This window comes from Actinoplanes sp. CA-142083 (genome assembly GCF_050942195.1).
Classification (GTDB): Bacteria; Actinomycetota; Actinomycetes; order Mycobacteriales; family Micromonosporaceae; genus Actinoplanes.
In genome coordinates this window covers 4586193-4609460 of the sequence record NZ_CP192076.1, presented here as the reverse complement: position 1 = coordinate 4609460, position 23268 = coordinate 4586193, and the positions used below count along the sequence as shown (strand labels likewise).

The window sequence follows — 23268 nt, the reverse complement described above, 5'->3', positions numbered from 1 at the left end:
TGCGCGTGGGGCGCGGAACACGACCAGCGGGTGGGGCCAATTGGGCATGGCCCGCGACCCGTGGACGCCGGGGTGGAGGGGGTTCGGCCCCTCCGCCCCGGCGCACACCCGGCTCTAGCTGACCGAAACCGTTCGCGGTGTCCGGAGCGCGTCGACGATCTCGCGCTCGACCCGCTCGGAGTCCTCGTGCGGGACCTGGCACGTGCCGGCCGCGAGGTGACCGCCGCCGCCGTAGCGCAGCATCACCTCGCCCACGTCGACCGGGGACGTGCGGTCGAGGATCGACTTGCCGCAGGCGAAGACCGTGTTCAGCTTCTGGCGCCCCCAGATCACGTGCACGCTCACCCTCGACTCGGGGAACAGCGCGTAGACCATGAACCGGTTCCCGGCGTGGATCACCTCCTCGTCGCGCAGGTCGACCACGACGACGTCGCCGTCCAGGTGGCTGACCCGCTTGAGCTGCTCCACGAACAGGTCGTACTGGGAGCGGAACAGGTCGGCGCGCTCGGCGACGTCCGGGAGCCGGAGGATCTCGCCGACGTCCTGGATCTCCAGGCACGCGTCGATCAGCTGCATCATCAGCTGGTAGTTGGAGATCCGGAACTCGCGGAAGCGGCCGAGGCCGGTGCGGCTGTCCATCAGGAAGTTCAGCAGCGTCCAGCCCTCGGGGTGCAGGACGTCGTCGAGCGAGTACTGCGCCGAGTCGGCCTGGTCGACGGCGCGCATCAGGTCGTCGGAGACCTTCGGGAACTTCGCCCGGCCGCCGAAGTGCTCGTAGATCACCCGGGCGGCCGAGGGCGCGTCGGCGTCGATGACGTGGTTGTCGAGGTTCCCCTCGTTCCGCAGCGTCTCCGAATGGTGGTGATCGAAGACCATGTGCGCGCCCGGCGCGTACGGAAGGTTCGTCAGAATGTCATTGTCGGTGACCTCGACCTCGCCGTCCTGCACGTCCTTGGGGTGCACGAACTTGATCTCGTCGATCATGTCCAAGTGGCGCAGCAGCACGGCGCAGACGAGCCCGTCGAAGTCGCTCCGGGTCACGAGTCGGTACTTCATATCACCCAGTTTGCCACTTTTGTCGCTGAGGCCCTGGTCGCATCGAGGGATGGATCTGAACGTTGGAAGCATCACCTGCGTAGGGTTTGGCTGGATGGTCCCAACGGTCGGAGGACTCGCAGACGATGGACAACGTTCCCCAGCTCATCCAGGAGCGCAGCGCCCCGCCAGCCACGCTGGTGATCTTCGGCGCCTCGGGTGACCTGACCCGCCGCAAGCTGCTGCCGGCGGTGGAGAGCCTCGCCCGGCACAACCGCCTGCCCGGCGAGTTCGCGCTCGTGGGCGTGGCCCGCACCCCGATCACCGACGAGGACTTCGCGAACAGCGCGCTGGGCGGCCGCAGCCTCGCGGACAAACGCCAGCTCCAGGGCGGAATCAGGTACGTTTCGGGCGGCTACGACGACCCCGACACGTACAAGCGCCTCGGCGAGACCCTCGACGAGCTGGACGCCCAGCGGGGGACGTCCGGCAACCGGATCTTCTACCTCTCCACCCCGGCCGAGGCCTTCGAGCCGGTGATCAACGGGCTGGCCGGCGCCGGGCTCAACCACGCCCGCGAGGGCTCGTTCTCCCGGCTGGTCATCGAGAAGCCGTACGGTCACGACCTGCCCAGCGCCCGCGCGCTCGACGGCATCGTGCACGCCGCCTTCGACGAGCACAACGTCTTCCGGATCGACCACTACCTGGGCAAGGACACCGTGCAGAACGTCCTGGCCCTGCGCTTCGCCAACTCGATCTTCCAGCCGATCTGGGACCGCTCGTGGGTCGACCACGTGCAGATCACCGTGGCCGAGACGCTCGGCGTCGGCACCCGCGGCGGCTTCTATGAGCACGCCGGCGCGATGCGCGACATCGTGCAGAACCACGTGCTGCAGGTCCTCGCGCTCGCCCTGATGGAGCCGCCGGCGTCCTTCGACGCCGAGGGCCTGCGGAACGAGAAGGTGAAGCTGCTGCAGGCGATCCGGTTGCCGACCCACCGGGACATCGCCGACCTGTCGGTGCGCGGCCAGTACACCCGCGGCGGCACCCGCGAGGACCTGATGGCCGGCTACCGCGAGGAGGTCGGCGTCGACCCGCTGTCGCGGACCGAGACGTACGCGGCGATGCGGCTGAACGTCGACAACTGGCGCTGGGCGGGCGTGCCGTTCTACGTGCGCACCGGCAAGCGGCTGCCGGCCCGGGTCACCGAGGTGGCGCTGCAGTTCCAGCGGCCGCCGCACCTGCCGATCCCGCAGGACCAGCTGACCGGCCTCGAGGCCGACGCCCTGATCCTGCGGATCCAGCCGAACGAGGGCATCTCGCTGCGCTTCGGCGCCAAGGTCCCCGGACACTCGTTCCGGGTGCGCACGGCCAGCATGGATTTCTCGTACGAGCAGACGTTCGCCGAGGAGTCGCCGGAGGCCTACGAGCGTCTCCTGCTCGACGCGCTGCTGGGCGACCCGACGCTGTTCATCCGCACCGACGAGGTCGAGCAGTGCTGGCGCATCGTCGACCCGATCATCGAGCACTGGGCCAACGATCCGTCCCCGATCCCGACCTATGAGGCCGCTTCCTGGGGCCCCACCGACGCCGACCGCCTGATCGGCCGCAGCGGCCGCCACTGGCGCAACAGCGTCTGATCAGTCCTGCTGGGCGAGCGTCTCCGCCGCGATTTCCATCAAGGCGGAGACGTTCCCGGTGGGGGCTACCGGGAACGGCTCCGGGTCCTCGCAGCGGTCCAGTAGGAGCTCGACCAAGGCGGCGCGGTTGACAATGCTCTCGGCGTCTATGGCGCCGGGGAGGATGCGGATCTCTAGGGTGTCGCGCAGCGGGCGGTCCTTCAGGAGCTGCGTCAGGTTCACGTCGAAGTACTTTGTCAGGTCGCCCTCGTCGGCGGCCTGGCGCAGCGCGTCGATGTCCGGCTTGTCGGCGGTCGCGGCGGCCACCAGCTGGGCGGGCAGCGGGGCCAGGCGGCGGCACGCTGGGTTGGTTTGCAGGAGCTCGCGCAGGCCGTCGCGGTAGTGGGCGAACAGCAGCACGACGTTGGCTAGCGTGCGCGGGTCGCGGAAGGGCCTGCCGTCCAGGTGCAGGTGTACGGCGGCCTCGTTCGGGATGGTGAAGCCCAGCTCGCGGGCCGGCTCGAGGAGCTCTTCGAGGGCCTCGGCGTGGCGCTCGGTCAAGGGTGGGGTGACGATCTCGCAGGGGCGCTCGCGCTCGGCGCCCTGGGGGGCTACCAGTGCGACGGTGGCACCCTCGGGGTCGTCCAGGCGGCAGACGTCGCCGACCATCTCGGGGGCGGTGCCCCACAGGTCGGCCACCGGGTCCAGGACCCGCTCCAGCGGGGCGCCGGGGTCGCAGCGCGCGGCGAGCAGGGTCAGCAGGCGGGAGTCGTCGCTCAAGACGCGGTACCAACCCGGTGGAGCGGGCGTGGCCGGCTGCAGGCCGTCCCGCAGGGTGATGTCGTCGACCAGGGTGCACACCTGCGAGCCGTCGGCCCGCAGCACCTCGAAGCCCTGGGTCAGATGCAGGAACCGCCCCAGGCCCGGGACCAGGGACGGTTCGCTGTCGTGGTGCCATACCGGCCGGATGCGTCCCCCGATGCGTCCGGCCAGGTCGTAGGCGAGGCTGCGCCGGCTGCGGCCCTGCGGGGCCATCAACTCGATCTCGAAGCCGATACGCCGGCGCAGACTCGGGGTCACGGCTGGAAGGGCATGCTCTGACCGGCCAGGATGCGCTTACCGCCCGCGACCTTGGCGTCGTACGCGGTCTTCAGGTGCCAGGTCTTGGCCAGCTTGGCAGCGTCGGCAATGTCGTAGCCCTTCTTGAAGAAGGCCTCGACCTGCTTCTGCTCCTTGGCCGCCTGGACGTTGGCCGCGGTCGGCTTGACCGGGAGCGTCTGGTGGGCGAGCAGCTTCTTGCCGGCCATGATCTTGGCGTCCGACGGGTCCTGCAGGTGCCAGATCTTGGCGAGCTTCTCGGCCTCGGTCCACGTGTACCCGGCTCCGAAGAAGGCGTCCAGCTGTGCCTGGGCGGCCTTGATCGCCGGGTCGTCGGGGTCCGCGGGCGGGATGATCGGGTTCGGCGTCCCCTTGAAGGGCAGCGTCTCACCGGCCAGCAGGCGACGGCCGGCCTCGGCCTTCACGTTGCCGATGTCGGCCTTGACGTTCCACAGCGCGGCGAGCTTGACCGCGTCGTCGTAGCCGTAGTTGGCGCCGAAGTAGGCCTTCCAGTACTTCTCCAGCTCAGCCTGGGTGAACTTCGGGATCGTCACCGGCGCGGCCGACGACGGCACCGCCCCCGCCGGAAAACTGACGCTGGAGGTGTTGCGGGCGTTACCGGGGAGCAGGTTGGGCAGGGTGACCACCCCGGCCACCGCGATCGCGGCGAGCGCGGTGCCACCCGCGACCTGGAGGCCCCGGCGGCGGCGCTTGTATTTTGTCGACAGCTCCTGCACCCGGGCGTAGACAGCCGCCGGGTCGGGAGCCTGGTTCTCGTGGGTTTCGAAGGCCTCGCGCAGCTGATCTGCGTGCTCGGTCACGACTTCTCCTCGGCATGGATGCGTTCCCGCTCCGTGAGGCGGAGCGTTTTGAGAGCCCTCGAGGCATGGCTGCGCACCGTCGCGGGAGCGCAGCCGAGGAGATCCGCGATCTGTTCGTCGTCCAGCTGCTCGTAGTAGCGCAGGACGAGAACGGCTCGTTGCTTGCGGCCCAGCGTCGACAACCGGGCCCACAACGCGTCGGCCTCGACCACGCCGTCGGCATGATCGAGCACCCCGCCCCGGGCGTCGTCCAGGTCGGTCAGGCGCTCACCCACGGCGTGCACATTCCGAAACTGCCAGCTGCGCCGCCACGACAGGTACTCGTTGAGCACCATGCGCCGGACGTACGCCTCCGGCGAATCGGACTGGCTGATCCGCCGCCACTTGGTCTGTGCCCGCGCGAGCACTTCCTGGACGACATCCTGCGCCAGATCCCGGTCGCCGGTGAGGACGACCGCGTAACGCAGAAGACTGGACAGCCGGGCCATCGCGAATTCCTCGAAGGTCACGCCCCCTAAGACGGTCGCGGCGTGCCGGTTGTGCAGTCTCATACGAAGAAATTCGCCTTCAGTCCGGTCGTGGGTGGTGGGCGGGGCGGTTGGATGGCTTACTCGGTCAGCGGCTTTCGAGCGGCGAGCGTCTCGAGGGCCTTGGCGGCGTGCTCCTGCATGTTGGTCTCGGAGTGGATGACCTCGAGGATCGACCGGTCGGCGTCGATGACAAAGGTGATGCGCTTGGTGCTCAGCGGCCCCAGCGGCAGCTTGCGCTTCACGCCGAGCGCGGCGGCGACGGTGCTGTCCGGGTCGCTGAGCAGCGGGTAGTCGAAGCTGTTCAGCTCGGCCCACTTCTTCTGCTTCTCGGGCTTGTCGCGGCTGATCCCGATCCGCTGGGCGCCGGCCTCGCGGAACTCGGCGGCCAGGTCGCGGAAGGTGCACGCCTCGGCGGTGCAGCCGCTGCTCATCGCGGCCGGGTAGAAGAACAGCACGACCGGGCCGCCGGCCAGGTAGTCGCTCAGGCGGCGCGGCACGCCGTCCTGGTCGGGCAGCTCGAAGTCGTCGATCACGTCACCCTTGTTTGCCATGACAAACAAATTACCCGCTCGTACCGGCGGGTAACAGAGGCGGCAGTCACCCGTCGCGGATGATCCGAGGTTTCCCGGCACCCGAGAGGCTGACTGCGGGGAGGCGATGGCGATGGCGGACACCGGCGCGGCCACCGAGGTCCACGACCCTGGACTGGATCCCGATCCGAACTCTTTAAGGACGGTGCGATGAACGGCCACGGCGTGTACTCCGAAGTCGGCGTCCTGCGCAAGGTCCTGGTCTGCGCGCCGGGCCTGGCCCACCGGCGGCTCACCCCCTCCAACGCCGACGACCTGCTCTTCGACGACGTCATGTGGGTGGAGAACGCGCAGCGCGACCACCTCGACTTCGTCAACAAGCTGCGCCAGCGCAACGTCGAGGTGGTGGAGCTGCACGACCTGCTCGAGCAGACCATGGCGATCCCGGACGCGAAGGCGTGGCTGCTCGACCGCAAGATCGTGCCGAACGAGGTGGGCGTCGGCCTGGTCGACGACACCCGCGGGTTCCTCGAGACGCTGACGCCGCGCCAGCTCGCCGAGTACCTGATCGGCGGCCTGGCCACCTCCGATCTGCCCGACGACTTCCGCTCCGGCTACGTGACGCTCGCCCGGGAGTCGACCGGCGTGCGCGAGTACCTGATGCCGCCGCTGCCGAACACGCTCTACACCCGCGACACCACGTGCTGGCTCTACGGCGGGGTCACGCTGAACCCGCTGTACTGGCCGGCCCGGCACGACGAGACGCTGCTGATGAAGGCGATCTACGAGTTCCACCCGTCGTTCGTCGGCACGTCCGTGTGGTGGGGCGACCCGGAGAAGGACTGGGGCCAGGCCACGTTCGAGGGCGGCGACATCATGCCGGTGGGCAACGGCGTGGTGCTCATGGGGATGAGCGAGCGGACCTCCCGGCAGGCGATCACCCAGGTCGCGGCCTCGCTGTTCGAGAACGGCGCGGCCGACCACGTCGTGGTGGCCGGGATGCCGAAGCTGCGCGCCGCCATGCACCTGGACACGGTGTTCACCTTCGCGGACATCGACATCGTGACGCTGTACCCGACAATCGTCGACGCGGTCCACACGTTCTCGCTGCGGCCGGGCACGGGCGGCAACGTCGATGTGACGGATCACGGGTCGAAGCCGTTCGTCGAGGTGGTCGCCGCGTCGCTCGGCTTGCCGTCGCTGCGGGTGATCGAGACCGGCGGCGACGTGTACGCGTCGGAGCGGCAGCAATGGGACAGCGGTAACAACGCGGTCGCCCTCTCCCCCGGCACGGTCTTCACGTACGACCGCAACACGAAGACCAACACCCTGCTGCGCAAGGCGGGCGTCGAAGTGATCACCATCGTGGGCGCCGAGCTCGGGCGCGGCCGCGGCGGCGGGCATTGCATGACGTGCCCGCTCAGCCGGGACGCCGTGAAGTTCTAGCGCGGTGATGGCCCGAATCGGAAGGGGCTGACACATGACGGCTTCCACCACCCCGCCCGGTGGGCCGCCCCCGGCTCAGGCACCTTCGGCCACGGCGCCGTCGCCGGGCGTTCCCGACGCCGTAGGCGTGCCCCCACGCCGGCGGCCCTCGACCGGGCTGCTGATCGCGGTGGCCGCGGTGATCGCCCTGGTCGCGGGAGTCATAGGCGGACTTGTCGGGCGCGCCTCCCGTGATCCGGCCGCGACCACCGCCGCCTGCGCCGCCACCACCATTGCCGACGAAGTGCTGCCCTCGGTGGTGACCTTGGCCGTCTCGAGCGGCGCCAGCGCCGGCAACGGCAGCGGCGAGGTGATCCGCGACGGCGGCTACATCCTCACCAACGACCACGTCATCTCCCCCGCTGGCTCGTCCGGCTCGATCGAGGCCCTGTTCAGCGGCGGCCAGACTCTGCCCGCCACCATCGTCGGCCGGGCGCCCCGCGTCGACCTGGCCGTGGTCAAGGTCAACCCGCCGCAGGGCCTGCCCACCATCGGCGTCGGCAAGTCGTCCACGCTGCAAGTCGGCCAGCCGGTGGTCGCGCTCGGCGCGCCGCTCGGTCTCTCCGGCACGGTGACCGCCGGCATCGTCAGCGCGCTCGGCCGCGACGTGCCGGTGCCGGCCGACAACGGCGTCACCGCGGTGCTGCCCGGCGCGGTGCAGACCGACGCCGCGATCAACCCCGGCAACTCCGGCGGTGCGCTCGTGGACTGCGAAGGCGACCTGGTCGGCGTCAACACCGCGATCGCGACCGTGCCGAACGCGTCGGGCGAGGCCGGCGGCGGCAGCGTGGGCATCGGCTTCGCCATCCCGGTCGACGTGGCGATGGTCGTCGCCGACCAGCTGATCGAGAGCGGCTCGTACGACCCGCCCTCGCTCGGCGTCGAGTCGGTGCCGGTGCCGCAGGCGGTCGCCGAGCAGTTCGGCGTCCCGGTCGGCATGTACCTGCGCGTCGTCGCCCCCGGCGGCCCGGCCGACAAGGGCGGGCTGAAGGAGGGCGACATCGTGACCGCCATCGACGGCCGGCCGATGAACGCGCCGGAGAGCCTGTTCCTGGCCACCGTCGGCAAGAAGCCGGGCGACCAGGTCAGGGTGCAGTACAGCCGCGGGGGGAACTCGGGACAGGCCACGGTGACACTGGCCTGAAGATCCACCGGGGGCGGCCGGCGGCCGGGGTCGATAGGCTGTTCGCCACCGCCCCCGTTCCCACCGAAAGCGACACCACCATGCAGGTCTCGGTCGCGCACCATCCGCCGAACACGGCCGTCCTGGTGCTGCGTGGATCCCTCGACATCGACACGGCGCCCGCCCTGAAGGCCAATCTCAACCGGCTCGTCGAACGGCCCGCCCCCCGGGTCGTGGTGGACGTGTCCGGGCTGGACTTCTGCGACTCGATGGGGGTCGGCGTTCTGGTCACCGCGAGTGGCCGGGCCACCGAGCGGGGCGGCTGGGTCCGCCTGGCCGCCCCTTCGGGCTTCCTGAGGCGGCTCTTCGACACGCTGGGCCTCACCGATTACCTGGCGCTGTTCCCCGACGTGGCGGCCGCTCTCAAGGAGTAGGGGCACCGGAGCCTATGGCATCGCGGTTCTCGAGCCGCACACACCGATCAGGGCGCGTCTCGTTCGCTCACCGGGCCGCCATCCTGCTGGCCGGTCTCGGTGCCGCTGTCGCCCTGGCCGGGCCGGCCCACAGCGCGCGAGCCTCCGATCCGTCGGCACCCGGACCGGCTGAGACGGCCACGACCGAGGCCGGTCAGCCTTCGCCGGCTCCGGAGCCGGACGGGTCATCGTCATCGGACCCACTTCCCAGCGACAGTCCCTCCGCCTCCGTCGCCGTTCCAGTTCCGGTTCCGACGGGTTCGCCGCCGAGCCCGACGCCGCCGGCGACCACGACCCCGGCATCGGTCTCCCCGGCGCCGGAGTCGACAGCATCACCGTCCATCCCGACGCCGGACACCGCGGGCTCCCCTGCGGCATCGCGGTCCGGAATCGCGGTGTCCACGCTGTTCGCTGCGCTGGCTGCCCTGCTGGTCGCAGGCGCGGTCACGCTGGTGATCGCCCGCCGATCAGCGCGCGTCGCCCGCCGTGAGGCCGGCCCGCCCCCGCCGCACCCGGACGTCTCACTGTCGCTCGTGCCGTTCCTTGTGGCTCTGGGGCAGGCGTTGATCGACGGCGGCGAGCCGGTGTCCTCGGTCCAGCAGACTTTGGGCAAGGTGGCCGCGGTCAACGGCGTTCCGGACGCCGAGGTCGTGGTGCTGGCGACGGCATTGTTCGTGACCGCGCCGACGCTGGGCACGGTGCAGACCGCGGTTGCACGAGCAGGCATCGAGCAGCTTCGTCTGGAGCAGATGGACGACCTGCACCGGCTGGTCCGGTCGGCCGAACGCGGTCAGGTCGGTCCGGCCGACGGGCTGGGTGAGCTCAACCGGATCCGCCGGATGCCGCCGGCGTTCGGGCCGGCGCTCCGGGTGGCCGGCTACGTGCTGCTGTCGACGGGGCTCGCTCTGGTCCTCCGCGCGGACTGGATCGGGCTGTGGACGGCCGCACTGCTCGGGGCGGGAGTCGGCCTGCTGCAACTGGCGACGGAGCGAGCGCCGATGCGCTGGCAGCCGTTTCTCCCGCCGTTGTGCGCCTTCGGCGTGGCAGCCGGGGCGTTCTTGCTCGCCCGGCTCGCCCCGGGCACCGGAGTGCTGGCGCCGCTGGCCGCGCCCCTGGTGACCTTCCTCCCGGGCGCCCTGCTGACGACCGCGGCGATCGAGCTGGCCACCGGCCAGATGCTCTCCGGAGCGGGGCGGCTCGCGTCCGGCAGCATGCGCTTGTTCCTGCTGGCGCTCGGCATCATCGGCGCGGCCGAACTGGTCGGCGCCCCGGTCGATACCGTCATCGGGGTCAGCTCGCAGCCGTTGCCGGTCTGGACGACCTGGTTCGGTGTCGCACTTTTCGGTACGGGTGTCGTGCTGCACCACTGCGCCCGCTTCGTCTCGCTCGGGTGGCTGCTGCTGGTGCTCTACATCGCGTACGCGGGGCAGGTCGTCGGGGGTTTCTTCCTCGGCGGGGTGCTGTCGGCGTTCGTCGGGGCGGTGCTCATGACGCCGGTGGCCCGGTTGGTCGCGCGTGCGCCGAACGGGCCACCGGCGCCGGTCAGTGTCCTGCCCGCCTTCTGGTTGCTGGTACCGGGGGCGCTCGGCCTGCTCGGGGTAACCAAGTACCTGGGTACCGACCCGTTGGACGGGCTCGACACCTTGCTGTCCACGGCGGTGACGATGGTCGCCGTCGCGCTCGGCGTGCTGCTCGGCAGCGAGATCCGCTGGGCGCACCGCGGCGCTGCCGGCGAGCGGGACGGCTCGGGCGCCCGACCCGCACGGCGGCAGCAGGACGGGTAGGGCGTGCGCGCCGCCGTACGCGGTCAGATTTTGATGAAGCCGGCCCACAGGCCGACGATGCCGGTGATGCCGGCGGCCACGATCAGCACGCAGAGGACGATCTCGGTGGGTGTGAACAGCCGCCGGCCTCGTTCGCTGCGCGCCTTGACGTACAGCAGGGTGGCGGGGGCGAGGAGCACCGAGGACAGCAGCAGGAACTTCAAGCCGGCGGCCTCGAACAGGAACAGCGTGTACGCGGTCGCGATGCCCGCGATGATCGTCTCCTTGCGGCGCGTGCCGGCCGGCACCTGCTCGTAGGACTCGCCGGTGAGGCCGAGCTTCAACCCGTACGCGGCGGCGAGGAAGTACGGGATCAGCGCCAGGCTGGTGCACAGGTCGAGCATGAAGTTCAGCGCGTCGGTCAGGACGAGTGTTACGGCGAGCAGCGCCTGAACCGCCAAGGAGCTGACCACAAGAGCGGTGATCGGCGTCGCCTTGTCGTTCTCCTTGCCGAGGAAGGCCGGGAAGTCCTCATTGTGCGCCGGTATGTACATCACCTCGGCGGCCATCAGGGTCCAGGCGAGGTACGCGCCCAGAACGGAGATGATGACGCCGGCGCTGATGAACCAGCGGCCCCAGTCCCCGACGACGTGCTCGAACAGCCCGATCATCGACGGCTGGCGGGTCGCGGCGATCTCCGGCTGGGTCATCACCGCGTAGCTCGACAGCGTCACCAGAGCGAAGATCGACAGCACGGTCAGGAAGCCGAGGACAGTGGCCCGGCCGACATCCTGGCGTCGCTTCGCGTAGCGCGAGTAGACGGTCGCGCCCTCGATGCCGAGGAACACGAACGTCGTGATGATCATCGTGCTGCGGATCTGTTCGTTGATCGAGCCGAGGTCGCCGTAGCCGGTGGCGATCCAGTTGTCGGCGAAGACACCGGCGTCGAAGGCGACGAACAGCACGACGATGAAGACGAGGATCGGAATGATTTTGAGAATCGTCACGATCCGATTGATGACTGCCGCGTCGCGGACTCCGCGCGCGATGAGGATATGGAAGAGCCAGACGCCGACCGAGCCCAGCGCCATCGCGAGGACGGTGTCGCCGTCGCCGAAGGCGGGGAAGAACGCACCGAGGGTGGCGCTGATGAACACCCAGTAGAAGGTGTTGCCGGCGATCGCGCTGGCCCAGAACCCGATCGCGGAGTTGAAGCCGGCGTAGTCGCCGAATCCGGCCTTGGCGTAGATGAAGACGCCGGAGTCCAGGTGGGGTTTGCGGATGGCCAGGTTCTGGAAGACGAAGGCGAGCATCAGCATCCCGGCGCCGGCGATCGCCCAGGCGATCAGCGATCCGAGGATGCCGGTGGCCACGCCGAAGCGGGCCGGCAGCGAGAACACGCCCGCGCCGACCATGCTGCCGACCACCATCGCGGTGAGGGTGGGCACGCTCATCTTGCCGGGGGTCACGACCGGTGGATCGGCGCCGGCTGCGCCGGTCACCGGGGTGCCGGCCGCCGAGGTGACAGGAGCTGATGTGTCAGCGGAGGGGATGCCGGCGTTCGAGGTGTGGGCGCCCGTGTGGCCGGGGACCGTGTCTGCCATGGTCAGTCACTCCGTCCTGGTGACGGGTCGAGCGCGGCCGGCTCGACTTTCTCGATCTTGAAGCCGGTGATGCCGTACAGCACGCTCAGTGCGGGGCTCGCGTAGCAGAAGATGGCGTACGGCAGATAGAGCAGTGTGGAGACGCCGAGCGTGGCACCCATGAACGCCCCGCACGAGTTCCACGGCACCAACGGGGAGGTGACGGTGCCGCTGTCGGCGGTCAGCCGGGACAGGTTCGTCGGGGCGAGACCGCGGCGGGCGAACTCGACGCGGAAGACGCGCGCGGGAAGGACCAGGGCGATGTACTGGTCGCCGGCGACAATGTTCAGGCCGAAGGCGCAGGCGAACACGGTGAAGAACAGCCGTCCGGTGCTCTTCGCGGACGCGATCATCGGGTCGACCAGCCGGGAGATCAGCCCGAACTTCTCCAGGAGAACGCCGAAGGTCACTGCTCCGAAGATCAGCCACAGGGTGTAGAGCATGCTCGCCATGCCACCGCGCGAGACGAGCCGGTCGACCTCCGCGAGGCCGGTGTCAGCATGGAATCCCGTCGCCATGGTCAGCCAGGTCGCTTTGATCGACTCCACGACGACGTTGCCTTGTCCGGCGATGAAGTCGGCGATGACCTGGCGCTGGGTGAACGCGGCGAGCAGGCCGGCGAACAGCGCCGAGGCGAGTAGCGACAGCGACGCCGGCGCCTTGCGCACCGACAGCACGACCAGCAGCAGCAACGGCAGCAGGTTGACCGGGCTGATCCAGAACAGCTTGTCGAGGTCGGCCAGCTCGGTGGCCGTGGATACGGTGTCGTGCACGTCCGGGGCCTGGACCAGGCCCACGACGAAGAAGACGACCAGGGCGATCAGGAAAGCCGGCCCGGAGGTCCACACCTGGCGTTTGATGTGCTCGCGCGGGTCGACCCCGACCATCTGGGCGGTCAGGATGGTGGTCTCCGACAGCGGCGAGGTCTTGTCGCCGAGGTAGGCGCCGGAGATCACCGCGCCCGCCGTGATCGCCGGGGAGACGCCGAGCAGGGTGGCGATGCCGACCAGCCCGACGCCGATGGTTGCCGCGGTGGTCCAGGAGCTGCCGATACTCAGCGCGGTGATCGCGCAGATGACCGCTGTGGCCGCGTAGAACCACGACGGCGACAGCACCTGGATCCCGTAGTAGACGAGCGTCGGGATCGTGCCCGAGAGATTCCAGGTGCCGATCAGCGCGCCGACGGCCAGCAGGATGAACAACGCGCTGGTCACCGAGGCGATCGCCTCCTGCCCAGCACTCTGGACTTCCTCCCAGGTGTGCCCGTTCTTCAGCGCGATCAACGCGGCGATCGCGGCGCACACCACCAGAGCCACCTGCAGCGGCCCGTCCAGGGCGTCAAGACCGAACAGCGCCAGGGAACCGGCGATCAGCACCGCCAGCGCTATCAGCGGGACGACGGCATCGATCAGCGACGGTCGTCTGACCGCTGTGACCTCGCGTTCCGCCATGGTGCACCTCTCCACGCACGCGACGAGCGATCAAAGATCGACGGCGTCGCGGATCAGCGGGGCACGTCGTGCAGTGGCGCCGCCCTGGCGGCGACCGGGCAAGGGCGGATCAACCGCCGGTATCACTCGCACATTAGGCAGCGGCCGGGACCAAGGTCTCATCCGCGACGGATGATCCCGGCACGCCGGTCAAGATCCCGATTGGCCGGAAGCCAGAGACGGCCGCCCCCGAGACCTCCGGGAGCGGCCGTCATCGCGTACGGGAATGGGTCTTCAGCTGGTGACGCCGAAGACGATCCGGCCCAGCGTGTCCTCGGTGCCGACGAAGCCCTCGGACGGCAGGAAAGCGCTGTCGCCGAAGTCGACGTCCACGTCGTCCGCCGTGCCGCCCACGCCGTCGGGACCGACGCCGAAGAGGGTGGCGAAGCCGGTGCCGCCCGCGTCCATGAGGTTGGGCAGCGCGTCCTCGTTGTCGGTGTGGAAGTCGCCGAAGAAGTGCCCGGCCTCGTGCGAGATCACGTTGCTGAGCGCCTGGCCGAGGAACGCGATCCGGTTGCTCGCCGGCGTCAGGTACGTGTTCAGCGACGCCTCCGAGTCACCGGCCGGGGCGCTGAGCACGTCCAGCAGCACCAGCGCGGTCTCCTCGGTCTCGAAGTTGCCCGGGTCGATGCTCTGCGCGATGCCGATCGTGTCGACCCCGGACTCGTCGATGGTGCCGCCCACGACGATCCGGCTGACGTTGGCCTGGCCCCACGGGTCCGCGTCGTCCTTGCTGTTCTTGATCTTCAGCTTGAACTTGGCGTTGAGGCCGCTGGCCTGCAGGTCCTTCTTGATGTTCTCGGTGACGCCGGCGGTCACGGCGTCGATCAGCGCGTCCTCGTCGGCGCGGGTCAGGCCCCAGCTGGCGAGGAACGCGGCGAACGGGCTCAGGTCGCGCTGACCGGCCCCGCCGAAGATGCCGGTGTTCACGCGTTCGCCGTCGAAGTCCAGGTACAGGGTCTGCACCGGGGTCGCGCCCTGCAGCGGCGGCCGGTACGCCTCGACGGTGATGTCGTAGGCGCCGGCGCCGGAGGACACGCCGACGTAGTGCCAGCCGGCCTTGGTCGCGACGTAGTCGGTGACCGCGTTGCCGCCGCCGGGCAGCGGCGAGGCCAGCGGGTAGATGAACGACGCGTCCTGCTCGGAGCCGTGCACCTCGCGCGGCACGGTGTCGTAGACGGTGAGATAGGTGGGCGAGCCCTTCACCGACGCGCCGAGGACGTCGCCGGGCCTGAGCTTGATCGCGAAGAAGTCCTTGTCCACGGAGAACGAGGTCAGCGTCAGCGTGTAAGGACCCTCGGTGGGCGGCGACGTGTCGCCGATCCCGCCGCCGGAACCGGAGTCGAACGGGTCGGCCGGCAGTCCGCTGTAGGCGGCGACGGCCAGGTAGAACGTGCCCGCGGCGGTGACGTCGTAGGTGATCTGGCTGTCCAGGGCGGTGCCGAAGTCGTCGTTGGCGGCCAGCAGCGTGCCGTCCGGGGCGAACAGCAGCAGCACGGTGTCGAGCGGGCCGGTCGGGGTGGCGGTCTTGAACTGGAGCGTCTTGCCGGCCGGGGCGGTCACCTTGTAGAAGTCGAAGTCGTTGCTGCCGTCGCCGGTCTGGCGACCGTGCGGGCCGTCGCCGATCTGCGAGTCGATCACGGCGCCGTTGCGGATCGCGCCGATCCCGGTGTCGCCGGCCAGCGGGATCGAGCCGTTGTCCTCGGCCGGGGACGGCACGGCGGGCGTGCTGATCGCCTCGTTGTCGAGGCTGCCGAGGACGCGGATCTTCGAGAACTGGGCGGCGCCGGTGCCGAAGCCGGTGACGCGCTGCGCGTTGGCCGGGGTGTCGTTGCCGCCGTAGGTGCCGTCGATCTCGTCCTCGTCGACGACCACGGCGGGGGCTGCGGCTTTGGTGGTGACGCCTTGCGCTTTCAGCCTGGACGCGGCTTTGGCCTTGGCCTGGGCCTTCATGTAGTTGGACCAGCCCGAGAAGTCCACCTTGGAAGCGTCGGCGACTTCGGCGAGGAACGGGTTGGGGCCCTTGGGCTTCGCGCCGTACGGCGCCTTGGGCGCGACGCCTATTCCCGCGGCCAGCGACGCCTGGTCGGCGGGGCTTAGCGGGGTGTCCTGCGTCGGTGTTGTCGGAGCGGCGTGGGCGGCGGCCGGCGTGATCAACGCCAGGCCCAGCACGGCCGCGGAGATGGTTGCGATGCTCCGTCGCATCAGCGTCCCCCTTCTGCCATCCGAACCCCCCGGTCGCGGATGGTAGGGGCGACGTTACCGATCACGAACGTCGATATCTAGAGCTGTCAATGCACTGTAACAACCGGATGTCAGCCCAGGCGGCCGTCCGACGTGAACGGGCCGACCTTGGTCGGCAGGACCAGGCCGGCGGCGGAGAGGGCGCGCAGCAGGGCGACGAGCTCGTCGCGGCGGAGGGCGCCGGGACGCTCGGGCTCGCGGTGCGGGATGTCCAGGGCACGGGCCGCCTCGGTGGCGCGCACGGCGATCGCGGCCTCGACCGCCCACAAGCGATGCGCGCGCATCGCGACGGCGGCACTCGCGGTCAGAGATCCGTGCAGGCGGAGCAGGCGGCGCAGGTCGGCGGAGAGCTGCTCGATGGGCGGGCCGATCGGTTGCGGGGGTTTCGGGCGGCGGGCCTCGAAGTACTCCGCCGCGGCGCCCCACCAGCGCGGGGCGCAGACCAGCGCCGCGCCTAGCAGGGTGGGCGTGGCCACGATCAGAACGAGTTTCCCCACATCCCAGACGTTCACGAGAGGCTCCTCCATCCCCTCGACGATCCGCCCGCTCCGTCGAGCGCGTCAAGCGGGATTGCACCCACCGCTTGACTCTCCCCTTGGGGGAGACACCAGGCTGGCGCCTGTCAGCGAACGCGACCTCGAGGGACAAGGCGGGTGAGGGGCATCGGAGGAGCGGGCAGCGGCGGTCCGTCGTATCCGTGGACCTCGCCGAAACGCGGGGTGTGCGACTCCCAGTCGAGGCGCATCCCGACGATCTCGTCGTGGTCGCGCGCCACGAAGTTCCACCACATGACCAGGCGTTCCTCGAAAGGTTCGCCGCCCAGCAGCAGCACGCGAGACTCGGAGGAGGTGGTCAGGTTGAGTTCGGTGCGGCCGGCGCCGAGGTAGAGCAGCGGGCCGGGCTTGAGGGTGGCGTCGTCCACATTCGGCGCGCCGTCCAGGGCCAGGACCGCGTACTCGAAATCGGGTCTCAGCGGCACGGCGGCCGACGCGCCGGCAGCCAGCGCGAGCTCGGCGCCCACCAGGGGCGTGTGGGTGCGCGCGGGTGACGTGGCGCCGCCGAGCGTGCCCATCAGGACCGTGGCGGCGATGCCGCCGAAGGCGACGACCGGAAGATCGGCGTGGTGCGAGAACTCCGGGGCCATGTCACGCGCGGCGTGCGGCAGGGCAACCCACAGCTGTACGCCTTGGAGCACCGGCGAATGGTCGCCCGGGGTCTCCTCCGCGTGGGAGATGCCGCGGCCGGCCGTCATGAGGTTGAGCTGGCCGGGGCGGATCTCCTGGAGGTTGCCGAGGCTGTCGCGGTGCAGCACCTCGCCAGCGACCAGCCAGGTCACGGTCTGCAGGCCGGTGTGCGGGTGGGGGCCGACCCGCATGCCCGCCGAGTCGCCCAGGTCGTGCGGCCCGTACGCGTCGAGGAAGCACCACGCGCCCACCATGCGCCGCTGCCGGTTGGGCAGGGTCCGGGTGACGGCGAAGCCGCGCGGGCCGCCGAGCGCGACCGGCGCGCCCTCCAACAACTCCATAGTGACCGGAAGCTCCGGCCCGACCTCGGGATCCGCCTCGAAGCTGCTCACGAACTCGACGCTACTTCGCGAAGGCGCTCGAGCCGAGGACCTTCGTCACGCTGATCTCGATGACGACCCGCAGCGGGTTGGGTCTCGGTGTCCGGTAGCGCGCGGCGTAGAGTCTTTCGCCGGACAAGACAGACATTTCGTCTTCCCGGACGATGGCGAGGCCTTCGACGGTTGTCCACCGTGCGCCGTCGATCTGGCAGACCGCCACCCTCGGGTTGCTTCGGACATGTCTGACATGTGCCGATGTTGCCGAAGAGATCACGCGACACAGGTTTTCTTCGAGGGTCGCGCCGACGGCCACGACGTGCGGGGAGCCGTCCTTGCGCAGGGTGGTGAGAGTGCACAAGTGGCGCTCGGTCCAGAAGGCGCGCAGCGCGGGATTCGCGAGGTCGACGACGCCGCTCACGCGGGCTCCGCCGGCAGCACGCCCTGGCGGACCGCGGCCCTGAGCGCGGCGTGGTCGGATTCCACCTGGTCGGCGTAGGTGCGGGCGAACCGGCTCAGCGAGTCGGCGAGCTTGTCGCTGCTCCCGATGTACCCGGCGATCATCGACGCGCCGCTGGTGCGGGCGTGCGACTTGGCCAGGAGGTAACCGCAGATGCCGGCGTAGTCGCCCAGCGCGGGGGCGTCGATGCCCTCGACGACGATCGCGCCCTTCATGTCGCGGAACTGCCGCACGTAGAACTGCATGTCGCCGACCGTCGTCCAGCCGAGCAGCGGGTCGCTGACGGTCTGCAGGGCCTGCTGGTACTCCACCACCCGCTGACCCTGGTGCCGGTGCCAGGCCGACTCGCCGTGCTGGTGCTTCGCGATCACCGAGCGGCGGGCCTGCTTGAGCTGCAGGAACACCACGTCGTCGGGGCTGCTGCCCTCGCACAGGGCGACGTAGGCGCGCAAGCCGACCGATCCGACGCCGACCACCTTGTGCGCGATGTCGACGATCCTGTAGCCGGCGAGGATGCGGGCCCAGTGCGGCGGAAGCGTGTTGAGGTAACCGTCGAGCGCCTCGGCCAAGGCATCCCGCTCCCCCTCGGACGGGCGGGTGATCAGCGGCGGCTCCTGGACCAGCCGGAGCGTGCCGTCGCTGCGGTCGGTGAAACGGGGCAGCGCGCGGTCGCTGGTGCGGCGGCGGGCGCGGCGGGCGGCGCGCTCGATCTCGTCGCGGAAGCTGGCCCGCGACGCCGCCGAGCGCAGCCGGTCGACGTCGAGCCGGTCGAACGACCGCCCGAGCAGCGGGCGCTCGGCGAGGTGGGACAGCTGCTCGCGGTACTCCTCGACGCAGTGGTGCACGGCCTCGGCGCAGTCGGCCTCGCGGAAGCCGTTCTGCCGGCCTGCCACGTGCACGCTGACCGCGAGCCGGCGCAGGTCCCACTCCCACGCGCCGGGGTGTGCCTCGTCGAAGTCGTTGAGGTCGAAGACCAGCTCACGCTCGGGCGAGGCGTAGAAGCCGAAGTTGCCCAGGTGGGCGTCGCCGCAGATGACCGGCGTGATGCCGGTGGCGGGCAGCGCCGCGAAGTCGTCGGCCATGATGTTCGCCGAGCCGCGCAGGAACGCGTACGGCGAGGAGATCATGCGGCCGACCCGGATCGGGATCAGCCAGGGCTGACGGCCCCGATTCTGCTCGATCACCTGCTGCACCGGGTCGGCACGGCCGGCCGGCGCCGTCCAGTACGCCATGTCGGAGCGGTGAGCGCGCTCGCGCAGCGACCGGCCCAGGCCGTACCTCTCGGCGCGCGGCCGAGCCGGCCGGCGCAGCGACGTGAATCCGTCGTTCTGAGCTGTGTCGAGCACGACGTGCCCGTTTGCTGGTTCCATGTTGCTACCAGCCTAAACGTTGATCATGAACGCAAGGTGGCCAGCCCGAACGAGGACGGCTTGACGCCCGGGAAGACGGCGTCGAGCGCGCCGAACCCGCACCTGGACCGGAGGATCTCGCCGATCACCGAGCGGTAGTCGGTGGTGACCGCGAGATCCCCGGCGACCAGCGCGCCGGGCGAGAGGCCGGGCCAGTTCGCGTACACCTTGCCGCCCCGCACCCCGCCGCCCAGCAGCAGCATCGCGTTGCCGTGGCCGTGGTCGGCGCCCCGGGAGCCGTTCTCCTCGACCCGGCGGCCGAACTCGCTGATGGTGAGCAGGGTGACCCCGGCCATGCCGTCGGGGCCGAGATCGGCGGTGAAGGCGGCGAGCGCGGTGGCCAGCTCGGTGAGGTTGTCGTACATGCGCTGGCCCTTGACCGCGGTGCCGAGCGCGTCGTGCATGTCCCAGTCGCCGCAGTCCACGGCCGCCGTGACCAGGCCGGACTTGGCCTTGATCAGGCGGGCCACGTCGCGCAGGGCGGCGCCCAGCTCGGTGGCGGGATACGTGGTCGCGGAGCGTGCTGCCGGCAGAGTGCGCAACGCGGTCACGGCCTTGTCGGCGGCGATGGCCGGGCCGTCCGCGTACATCTGCCGCAGCGCCGCCGCGATGGGCCGCTTGTCGGAATCACCCGCCAGGGTGAACTTGTCGATCGAGGACATCGACACCGCCGGAGCAGGCCCGGCGAACAGGCGGGCCGGCATGGCGTGGCCCACCGAGACGCCGGCAAGAGGGCCGCTCGCGCCGGTGGCGCCGAGCATCCGGTCGAGCCAGCCGGTGCGGATCGAGGTGCCGGGGGCCGCGTTCTCCATGGCCTCCATGGCGGCGAAGTGCGAGCGGGTCGGGTTGCCCTGGCCGACCGCGTGCACGGCGGCGAGCTGGCCGGCCTTCCACGCGGGCAGCAGCGGCGCGAGGGCCGGGTGCAGGCCGAACGTGCCGTCGCCGGCGATGACCTGACTTTTCGGCAGGCCGATCGTGGGGCGGGCCTTGTAGTAGTCGGGATCGCCGATCGGGGCGATCGCGGACAGGCCGTCGAAGCCGCCGCGCAGCGACAGCACGACCAGCGTGTCGCCGCGGTAGCCGGGCTCGGCCGCGAAGGCGAGACTCGTCGACAGCCCGGCACTGGCCAGGCCGCTCAGGGCGGCAGCGCCCAGGAGACCGCGGCGGGTCATGCTCACGTTCTCGGCGCATCCGGCAAGCTTCATGATCACCTCTGCTGGAAGGTCGGCGAGTTCAGGACGAGCGCGATCAGGTACGGCGCGTGCCCGGCCAGGGACTTGTCGGCGGAGCTCAGAGAACTCGTCGGCAGCTTCCCGGCGACGCTGAGCACGGCGGCGGTGTGCGCGGGCGGCAGCTTGACCCCGGTCAGCCGCACGGCGAGCGCGTCGACCAGTGCCCCGTACGTGCCCGGCAGCGCCGGAACCAGCGACTTGAGCAGGTCCGTGGGGCGGGTGAGCTGGGTGGGGTACCAGCCGGCGGCCAGGTTGAGGTGCAGGTTGCAGCGCAGCAGGAAGCTGGACGGCGACGCCCAGATCGCGGCCACGTCCGGGAAGCCGTTCGGCGGGTTCCACCGGAATGGCGCGTTCCCGGCGTCGACCATGGCGTTGTAGAGGGCGTCGAGCGCCTTGATGCCGCTCGCCTCCGGGCCGAGGCCGAGCGCGCGGATCGTGGCGATCATGTCCTCGAACGGGGTGCGGACCTTCTGCCCGGCCGAGGCGGCGAACTCGGCCGACGTGAACAGCGCGCGCAGCACCGGCACGATCGCGGTGTCGTTGTCGAGGTAGACCTTGGCCAGCTTGGTCACCAGCGACGCCGGCGCCTCGTCGGCGACGAACCGCACGCACAGCTTGGTGGCGATGCGCTGGGCGGTCGCCGGGTGCCGGGCCAGGTAGTCGGCGAGCGCCATCGGGCCGGCCTCGCCGGTCGCGCCGGCGTTCGCGAAGCCGAGGACCTTGACGGCGCCGGTCGCGTGCCGGGCCGCGTCGTACGTGTAGAGGCCGTCCTTGCCGACGGTCATGCCGGTGAGCAGCCGCGCCGCCTGGGCCACGTCCTGCTCGCTGTAGATCAGCCCGACGGTGTGCAGCTCCATCAGCTCGCGCGCGTAGTTCTCGTTGGGGTGCGCCTTGGTCGACGAGCGATTGTCCAGGTAGGTGAGCATCGCCGGGTGCTTCATCGAGGCCTTGAGCATGTCGGCGAACCTGCCGAACGTGAACTTGCGGATCACCTGGGTCTCGTAGTCGCTGCGGCTGTCCCACACGCCGCTGGACGGGGCCGCGATGTGCAGGTGATTGGCCCAGAACTGGGCGACCACCTCGAACAGCTGCCGGTTGCTCCACGCGGCCCGGGCCACCGCCGCGCGGCCGAGCTGCCCGAATGCCTCGTACGAATGCTGCTTGATCTTTGATCGGACGGCGGCGATGCTCGCGCCGGCCAGCGGCAGGCGGGTGAGCAGCGACTCGACCTGCGCGTCGTCGATCTTCGCGGGGCTGAGCTGCCGATCGAGCCACCCCGGGACGCCGAGCTTGGTGACCTCGGCGAGCGAGGCGGGCGTCGGGCCGAAGGTGGCGCGGCGGAGCAGGTGCGCGATCGGGCCGGCCTTCTCCGCGGCCTGCGCCGCGTCGTTCAGACCGAGAACGGTCACGGCGGTGGCGGCACCGGCGGCAGCGATGAGCGTACGGCGGGTCGTCATGCAGGACCCTTCGACGCGTACGCGGTACGGCGTCGCCGCTGCAACCGTGACTTACCGAGCCGCAATCCGCCTGCACCCGTATCCCGCGGGCGGAAACGGACGTACGCTCACGCTTGTGGATCAGGCAGAACCCGTACGCACCCCAGCCTCCTGGGTCGTTGTCGGCCTCGACAACGGTGGCACCTGCAACAACGCCACCGTCCTCGACGCGACGGGCCAGTTCCTCGTCGACCACCTGGTGGAAAATCCGAGCCTCGTGCAGGACGGGCCCGAGTCGGCGGTGGAGGCGCTCGCCGAGGCGTTCCTGAACATCATCGAGCTGACCAGCACCCCGCGGACGCTGGTGCGCGCGGTCGGCCTCGACACCCCCGGCCCGGCCAGCGCCACCGGCGTGATCTCGTCGAAGGGATCCACCAACTTCAACCAGGTCTCCTGGCACGGGTACGACATCCGGGGTGCGCTCGAGGCCCGCATCGGGCTGCCCGTGATCTACAACAACGACGCGAACGCGGCCGCGCTCTACGCCCACCACCGGCATTTCGGCCAGGAGGCGATGAACCGGTCGTCGGTCGCCGCGATCGTCGGCACCGGGCTCGGCGGCGGCGTGGTCGAGAAGGGCAAGGTCGTCAGCGGCGCCGCCGGGATGGCGGGCGAGCTCGGGCACGTGCAGATCCCGCTGCACGGCGTCCTCGAGAACGACCAGCCGGTGCCGGCCTGCAACTGTGGGTTCGAAGGCGACGTCGAGAGCATCGCGTCGCTGACCGGGATCAAGAACAACCTGCTGCCGTACTGGCTCTCGAAATTCCCCGACCACCCGCTGGCGGCCGAGCCGATCGGCAAGGCGGCCAAGCTGCTGCGCGGGTACGGCGAGAAGGAAGACGCGCTGGCGCTGGCGGTTTTCGGGCAGCAGGCGAAGGCGATCGGGAAGCTCTTCACCATCGCGGCCAACTTCACCGACCCCGACGCGTACCTGCTGGGCGGCGGTGTCGTCGAGGCGGCGCCCCGGTTCCGGCAGTGGTTCCTCAACTCGGTGCGCGAGGCCACCCAGCTGCGGCAGGAGCAGCAGGCGGCGGCCTCGTTCGCGCTGGTCGCCGACCTCGACATGGCCGGCGCGCGCGGGGCGGCCGTGGCCGCGCTCGAACGGGTCTCCTGATCCTGCTGTGTTACGTCGGAACGACGGCGGTGTGCACCCCGCCGCCGTTCCTTTTCCCGGTTCGCGCCGCCTTGGACTCACACACGCATGGGGGGCAAGCGGTGTGAGCGTCCGTTGGGTGTGGCGCGACGGTGGCCGCGTA

Annotated in this window: 20 protein-coding genes; 6 read left to right on the top strand and 14 right to left on the bottom strand. The window is 70.3% G+C overall.

The features are described 5' to 3' along the window. Positions 1-114 precede the first annotated feature (114 nt). Complete coding sequence (locus ACQPZX_RS21090) at positions 115-1056, bottom strand: exopolyphosphatase (protein WP_433383346.1); 942 nt, start codon at positions 1054-1056, stop codon at positions 115-117. A 125-nt stretch (positions 1057-1181) separates the two neighbouring features. Between ACQPZX_RS21090 and zwf the strand changes: the two genes are divergently transcribed. Next, positions 1182-2675 (top strand): glucose-6-phosphate dehydrogenase, encoded by a 1494-nt coding sequence (zwf, locus tag ACQPZX_RS21085; RefSeq protein ID WP_433383345.1) that lies wholly within the window; start codon positions 1182-1184, stop codon positions 2673-2675. Here the strand turns inward: zwf and ACQPZX_RS21080 are convergent, their stop codons facing one another. The 4 genes from ACQPZX_RS21080 to ACQPZX_RS21065 are packed head-to-tail and all read right to left on the bottom strand — an operon-like array spanning position 2676 to position 5654. Next, positions 2676-3734 (bottom strand): amidoligase family protein, encoded by a 1059-nt coding sequence (locus tag ACQPZX_RS21080; RefSeq protein ID WP_433383343.1) that lies wholly within the window; start codon positions 3732-3734, stop codon positions 2676-2678. Next, the gene (locus tag ACQPZX_RS21075) at positions 3731-4573 is read right to left on the bottom strand and encodes a hypothetical protein (RefSeq protein ID WP_433383341.1); all 843 of its coding nucleotides are present in this window, start codon (positions 4571-4573) and stop codon (positions 3731-3733) included. The genes ACQPZX_RS21080 and ACQPZX_RS21075 overlap by 4 nt, the downstream gene beginning before the upstream one ends. Beyond that, positions 4570-5124 carry a SigE family RNA polymerase sigma factor gene (locus ACQPZX_RS21070; RefSeq protein ID WP_433383339.1) on the bottom strand — a complete coding sequence of 185 codons (555 nt, stop codon included), beginning with the start codon at positions 5122-5124 and terminating at the stop codon, positions 4570-4572. Before ACQPZX_RS21070 ends, ACQPZX_RS21075 begins: the two co-directional genes overlap by 4 nt. A 56-nt stretch (positions 5125-5180) precedes the next feature. Continuing rightward, entirely contained in the window at positions 5181-5654 is a 474-nt protein-coding gene (locus ACQPZX_RS21065) for a peroxiredoxin (protein WP_433383337.1), read from the bottom strand. 189 nt (positions 5655-5843) lie between these two features. On the opposite strand from ACQPZX_RS21065, the gene ACQPZX_RS21060 reads away from it, so the two are divergent. The 4 genes from ACQPZX_RS21060 to ACQPZX_RS21045 all read left to right on the top strand — a co-directional run bounded on the left by ACQPZX_RS21060 (position 5844) and on the right by ACQPZX_RS21045 (position 10498). Further along, positions 5844-7079: an arginine deiminase gene (locus ACQPZX_RS21060; RefSeq protein WP_433383335.1), complete on the top strand. Its 1236-nt coding sequence runs from the start codon at positions 5844-5846 to the stop codon at positions 7077-7079. Positions 7080-7113: 34 nt separating this feature from the next. Next, positions 7114-8262, top strand: coding sequence for a S1C family serine protease (locus ACQPZX_RS21055; RefSeq protein ID WP_433383333.1), 1149 nt, complete (start codon positions 7114-7116; stop codon positions 8260-8262). 80 nt (positions 8263-8342) lie between these two features. Continuing rightward, a complete protein-coding gene (locus ACQPZX_RS21050; protein ID WP_378972414.1) occupies positions 8343-8675 on the top strand; it encodes an STAS domain-containing protein in 333 nt (110 codons plus the stop codon). A gap of 434 nt (positions 8676-9109) precedes the next feature. After that, positions 9110-10498, top strand: coding sequence for a threonine/serine ThrE exporter family protein (locus tag ACQPZX_RS21045; RefSeq protein WP_433383331.1), 1389 nt, complete (start codon positions 9110-9112; stop codon positions 10496-10498). A 23-nt stretch (positions 10499-10521) separates the two neighbouring features. Here the strand turns inward: ACQPZX_RS21045 and ACQPZX_RS21040 are convergent, their stop codons facing one another. From ACQPZX_RS21040 to ACQPZX_RS21000, 9 genes are all read right to left on the bottom strand, one after another. Continuing rightward, positions 10522-12081 (bottom strand): basic amino acid/polyamine antiporter, encoded by a 1560-nt coding sequence (locus ACQPZX_RS21040; protein ID WP_433383329.1) that lies wholly within the window; start codon positions 12079-12081, stop codon positions 10522-10524. A gap of 2 nt (positions 12082-12083) precedes the next feature. After that, on the bottom strand, positions 12084-13571 hold the full coding sequence (gene nhaC, locus ACQPZX_RS21035; protein ID WP_433383327.1) for a Na+/H+ antiporter NhaC: 1488 nt from the start codon (positions 13569-13571) through the stop codon (positions 12084-12086). A gap of 273 nt (positions 13572-13844) precedes the next feature. Then, entirely contained in the window at positions 13845-15815 is a 1971-nt protein-coding gene (locus ACQPZX_RS21030; RefSeq protein WP_433383325.1) for a PPC domain-containing protein, read from the bottom strand. A gap of 110 nt (positions 15816-15925) precedes the next feature. Next, a complete protein-coding gene (locus ACQPZX_RS21025) occupies positions 15926-16381 on the bottom strand; it encodes a hypothetical protein (RefSeq protein WP_433383323.1) in 456 nt (151 codons plus the stop codon). Positions 16382-16476: 95 nt separating this feature from the next. After that, on the bottom strand, positions 16477-17430 hold the full coding sequence (locus ACQPZX_RS21020; protein WP_433383321.1) for a pirin family protein: 954 nt from the start codon (positions 17428-17430) through the stop codon (positions 16477-16479). A 10-nt stretch (positions 17431-17440) separates the two neighbouring features. Continuing rightward, the gene (locus ACQPZX_RS21015) at positions 17441-17836 is read right to left on the bottom strand and encodes a PPOX class F420-dependent oxidoreductase (protein WP_433383319.1); all 396 of its coding nucleotides are present in this window, start codon (positions 17834-17836) and stop codon (positions 17441-17443) included. Beyond that, entirely contained in the window at positions 17833-19245 is a 1413-nt protein-coding gene (locus ACQPZX_RS21010) for a DUF2252 domain-containing protein (RefSeq protein WP_433383317.1), read from the bottom strand. The genes ACQPZX_RS21015 and ACQPZX_RS21010 overlap by 4 nt, the downstream gene beginning before the upstream one ends. 23 nt (positions 19246-19268) lie before the next feature. Further along, positions 19269-20489: a DUF1501 domain-containing protein gene (locus ACQPZX_RS21005; RefSeq protein ID WP_433383315.1), complete on the bottom strand. Its 1221-nt coding sequence runs from the start codon at positions 20487-20489 to the stop codon at positions 19269-19271. Positions 20490-20491: 2 nt separating this feature from the next. Continuing rightward, on the bottom strand, positions 20492-21973 hold the full coding sequence (locus ACQPZX_RS21000; protein ID WP_433383313.1) for a DUF1800 domain-containing protein: 1482 nt from the start codon (positions 21971-21973) through the stop codon (positions 20492-20494). Between the two features lie 115 nt (positions 21974-22088). Here ACQPZX_RS21000 and ACQPZX_RS20995 point away from each other — a divergent pair, with 115 nt between their 5' ends. Then, the gene (locus ACQPZX_RS20995; protein ID WP_433383311.1) at positions 22089-23126 is read left to right on the top strand and encodes an ROK family protein; all 1038 of its coding nucleotides are present in this window, start codon (positions 22089-22091) and stop codon (positions 23124-23126) included. Positions 23127-23268 lie beyond the last annotated feature (142 nt).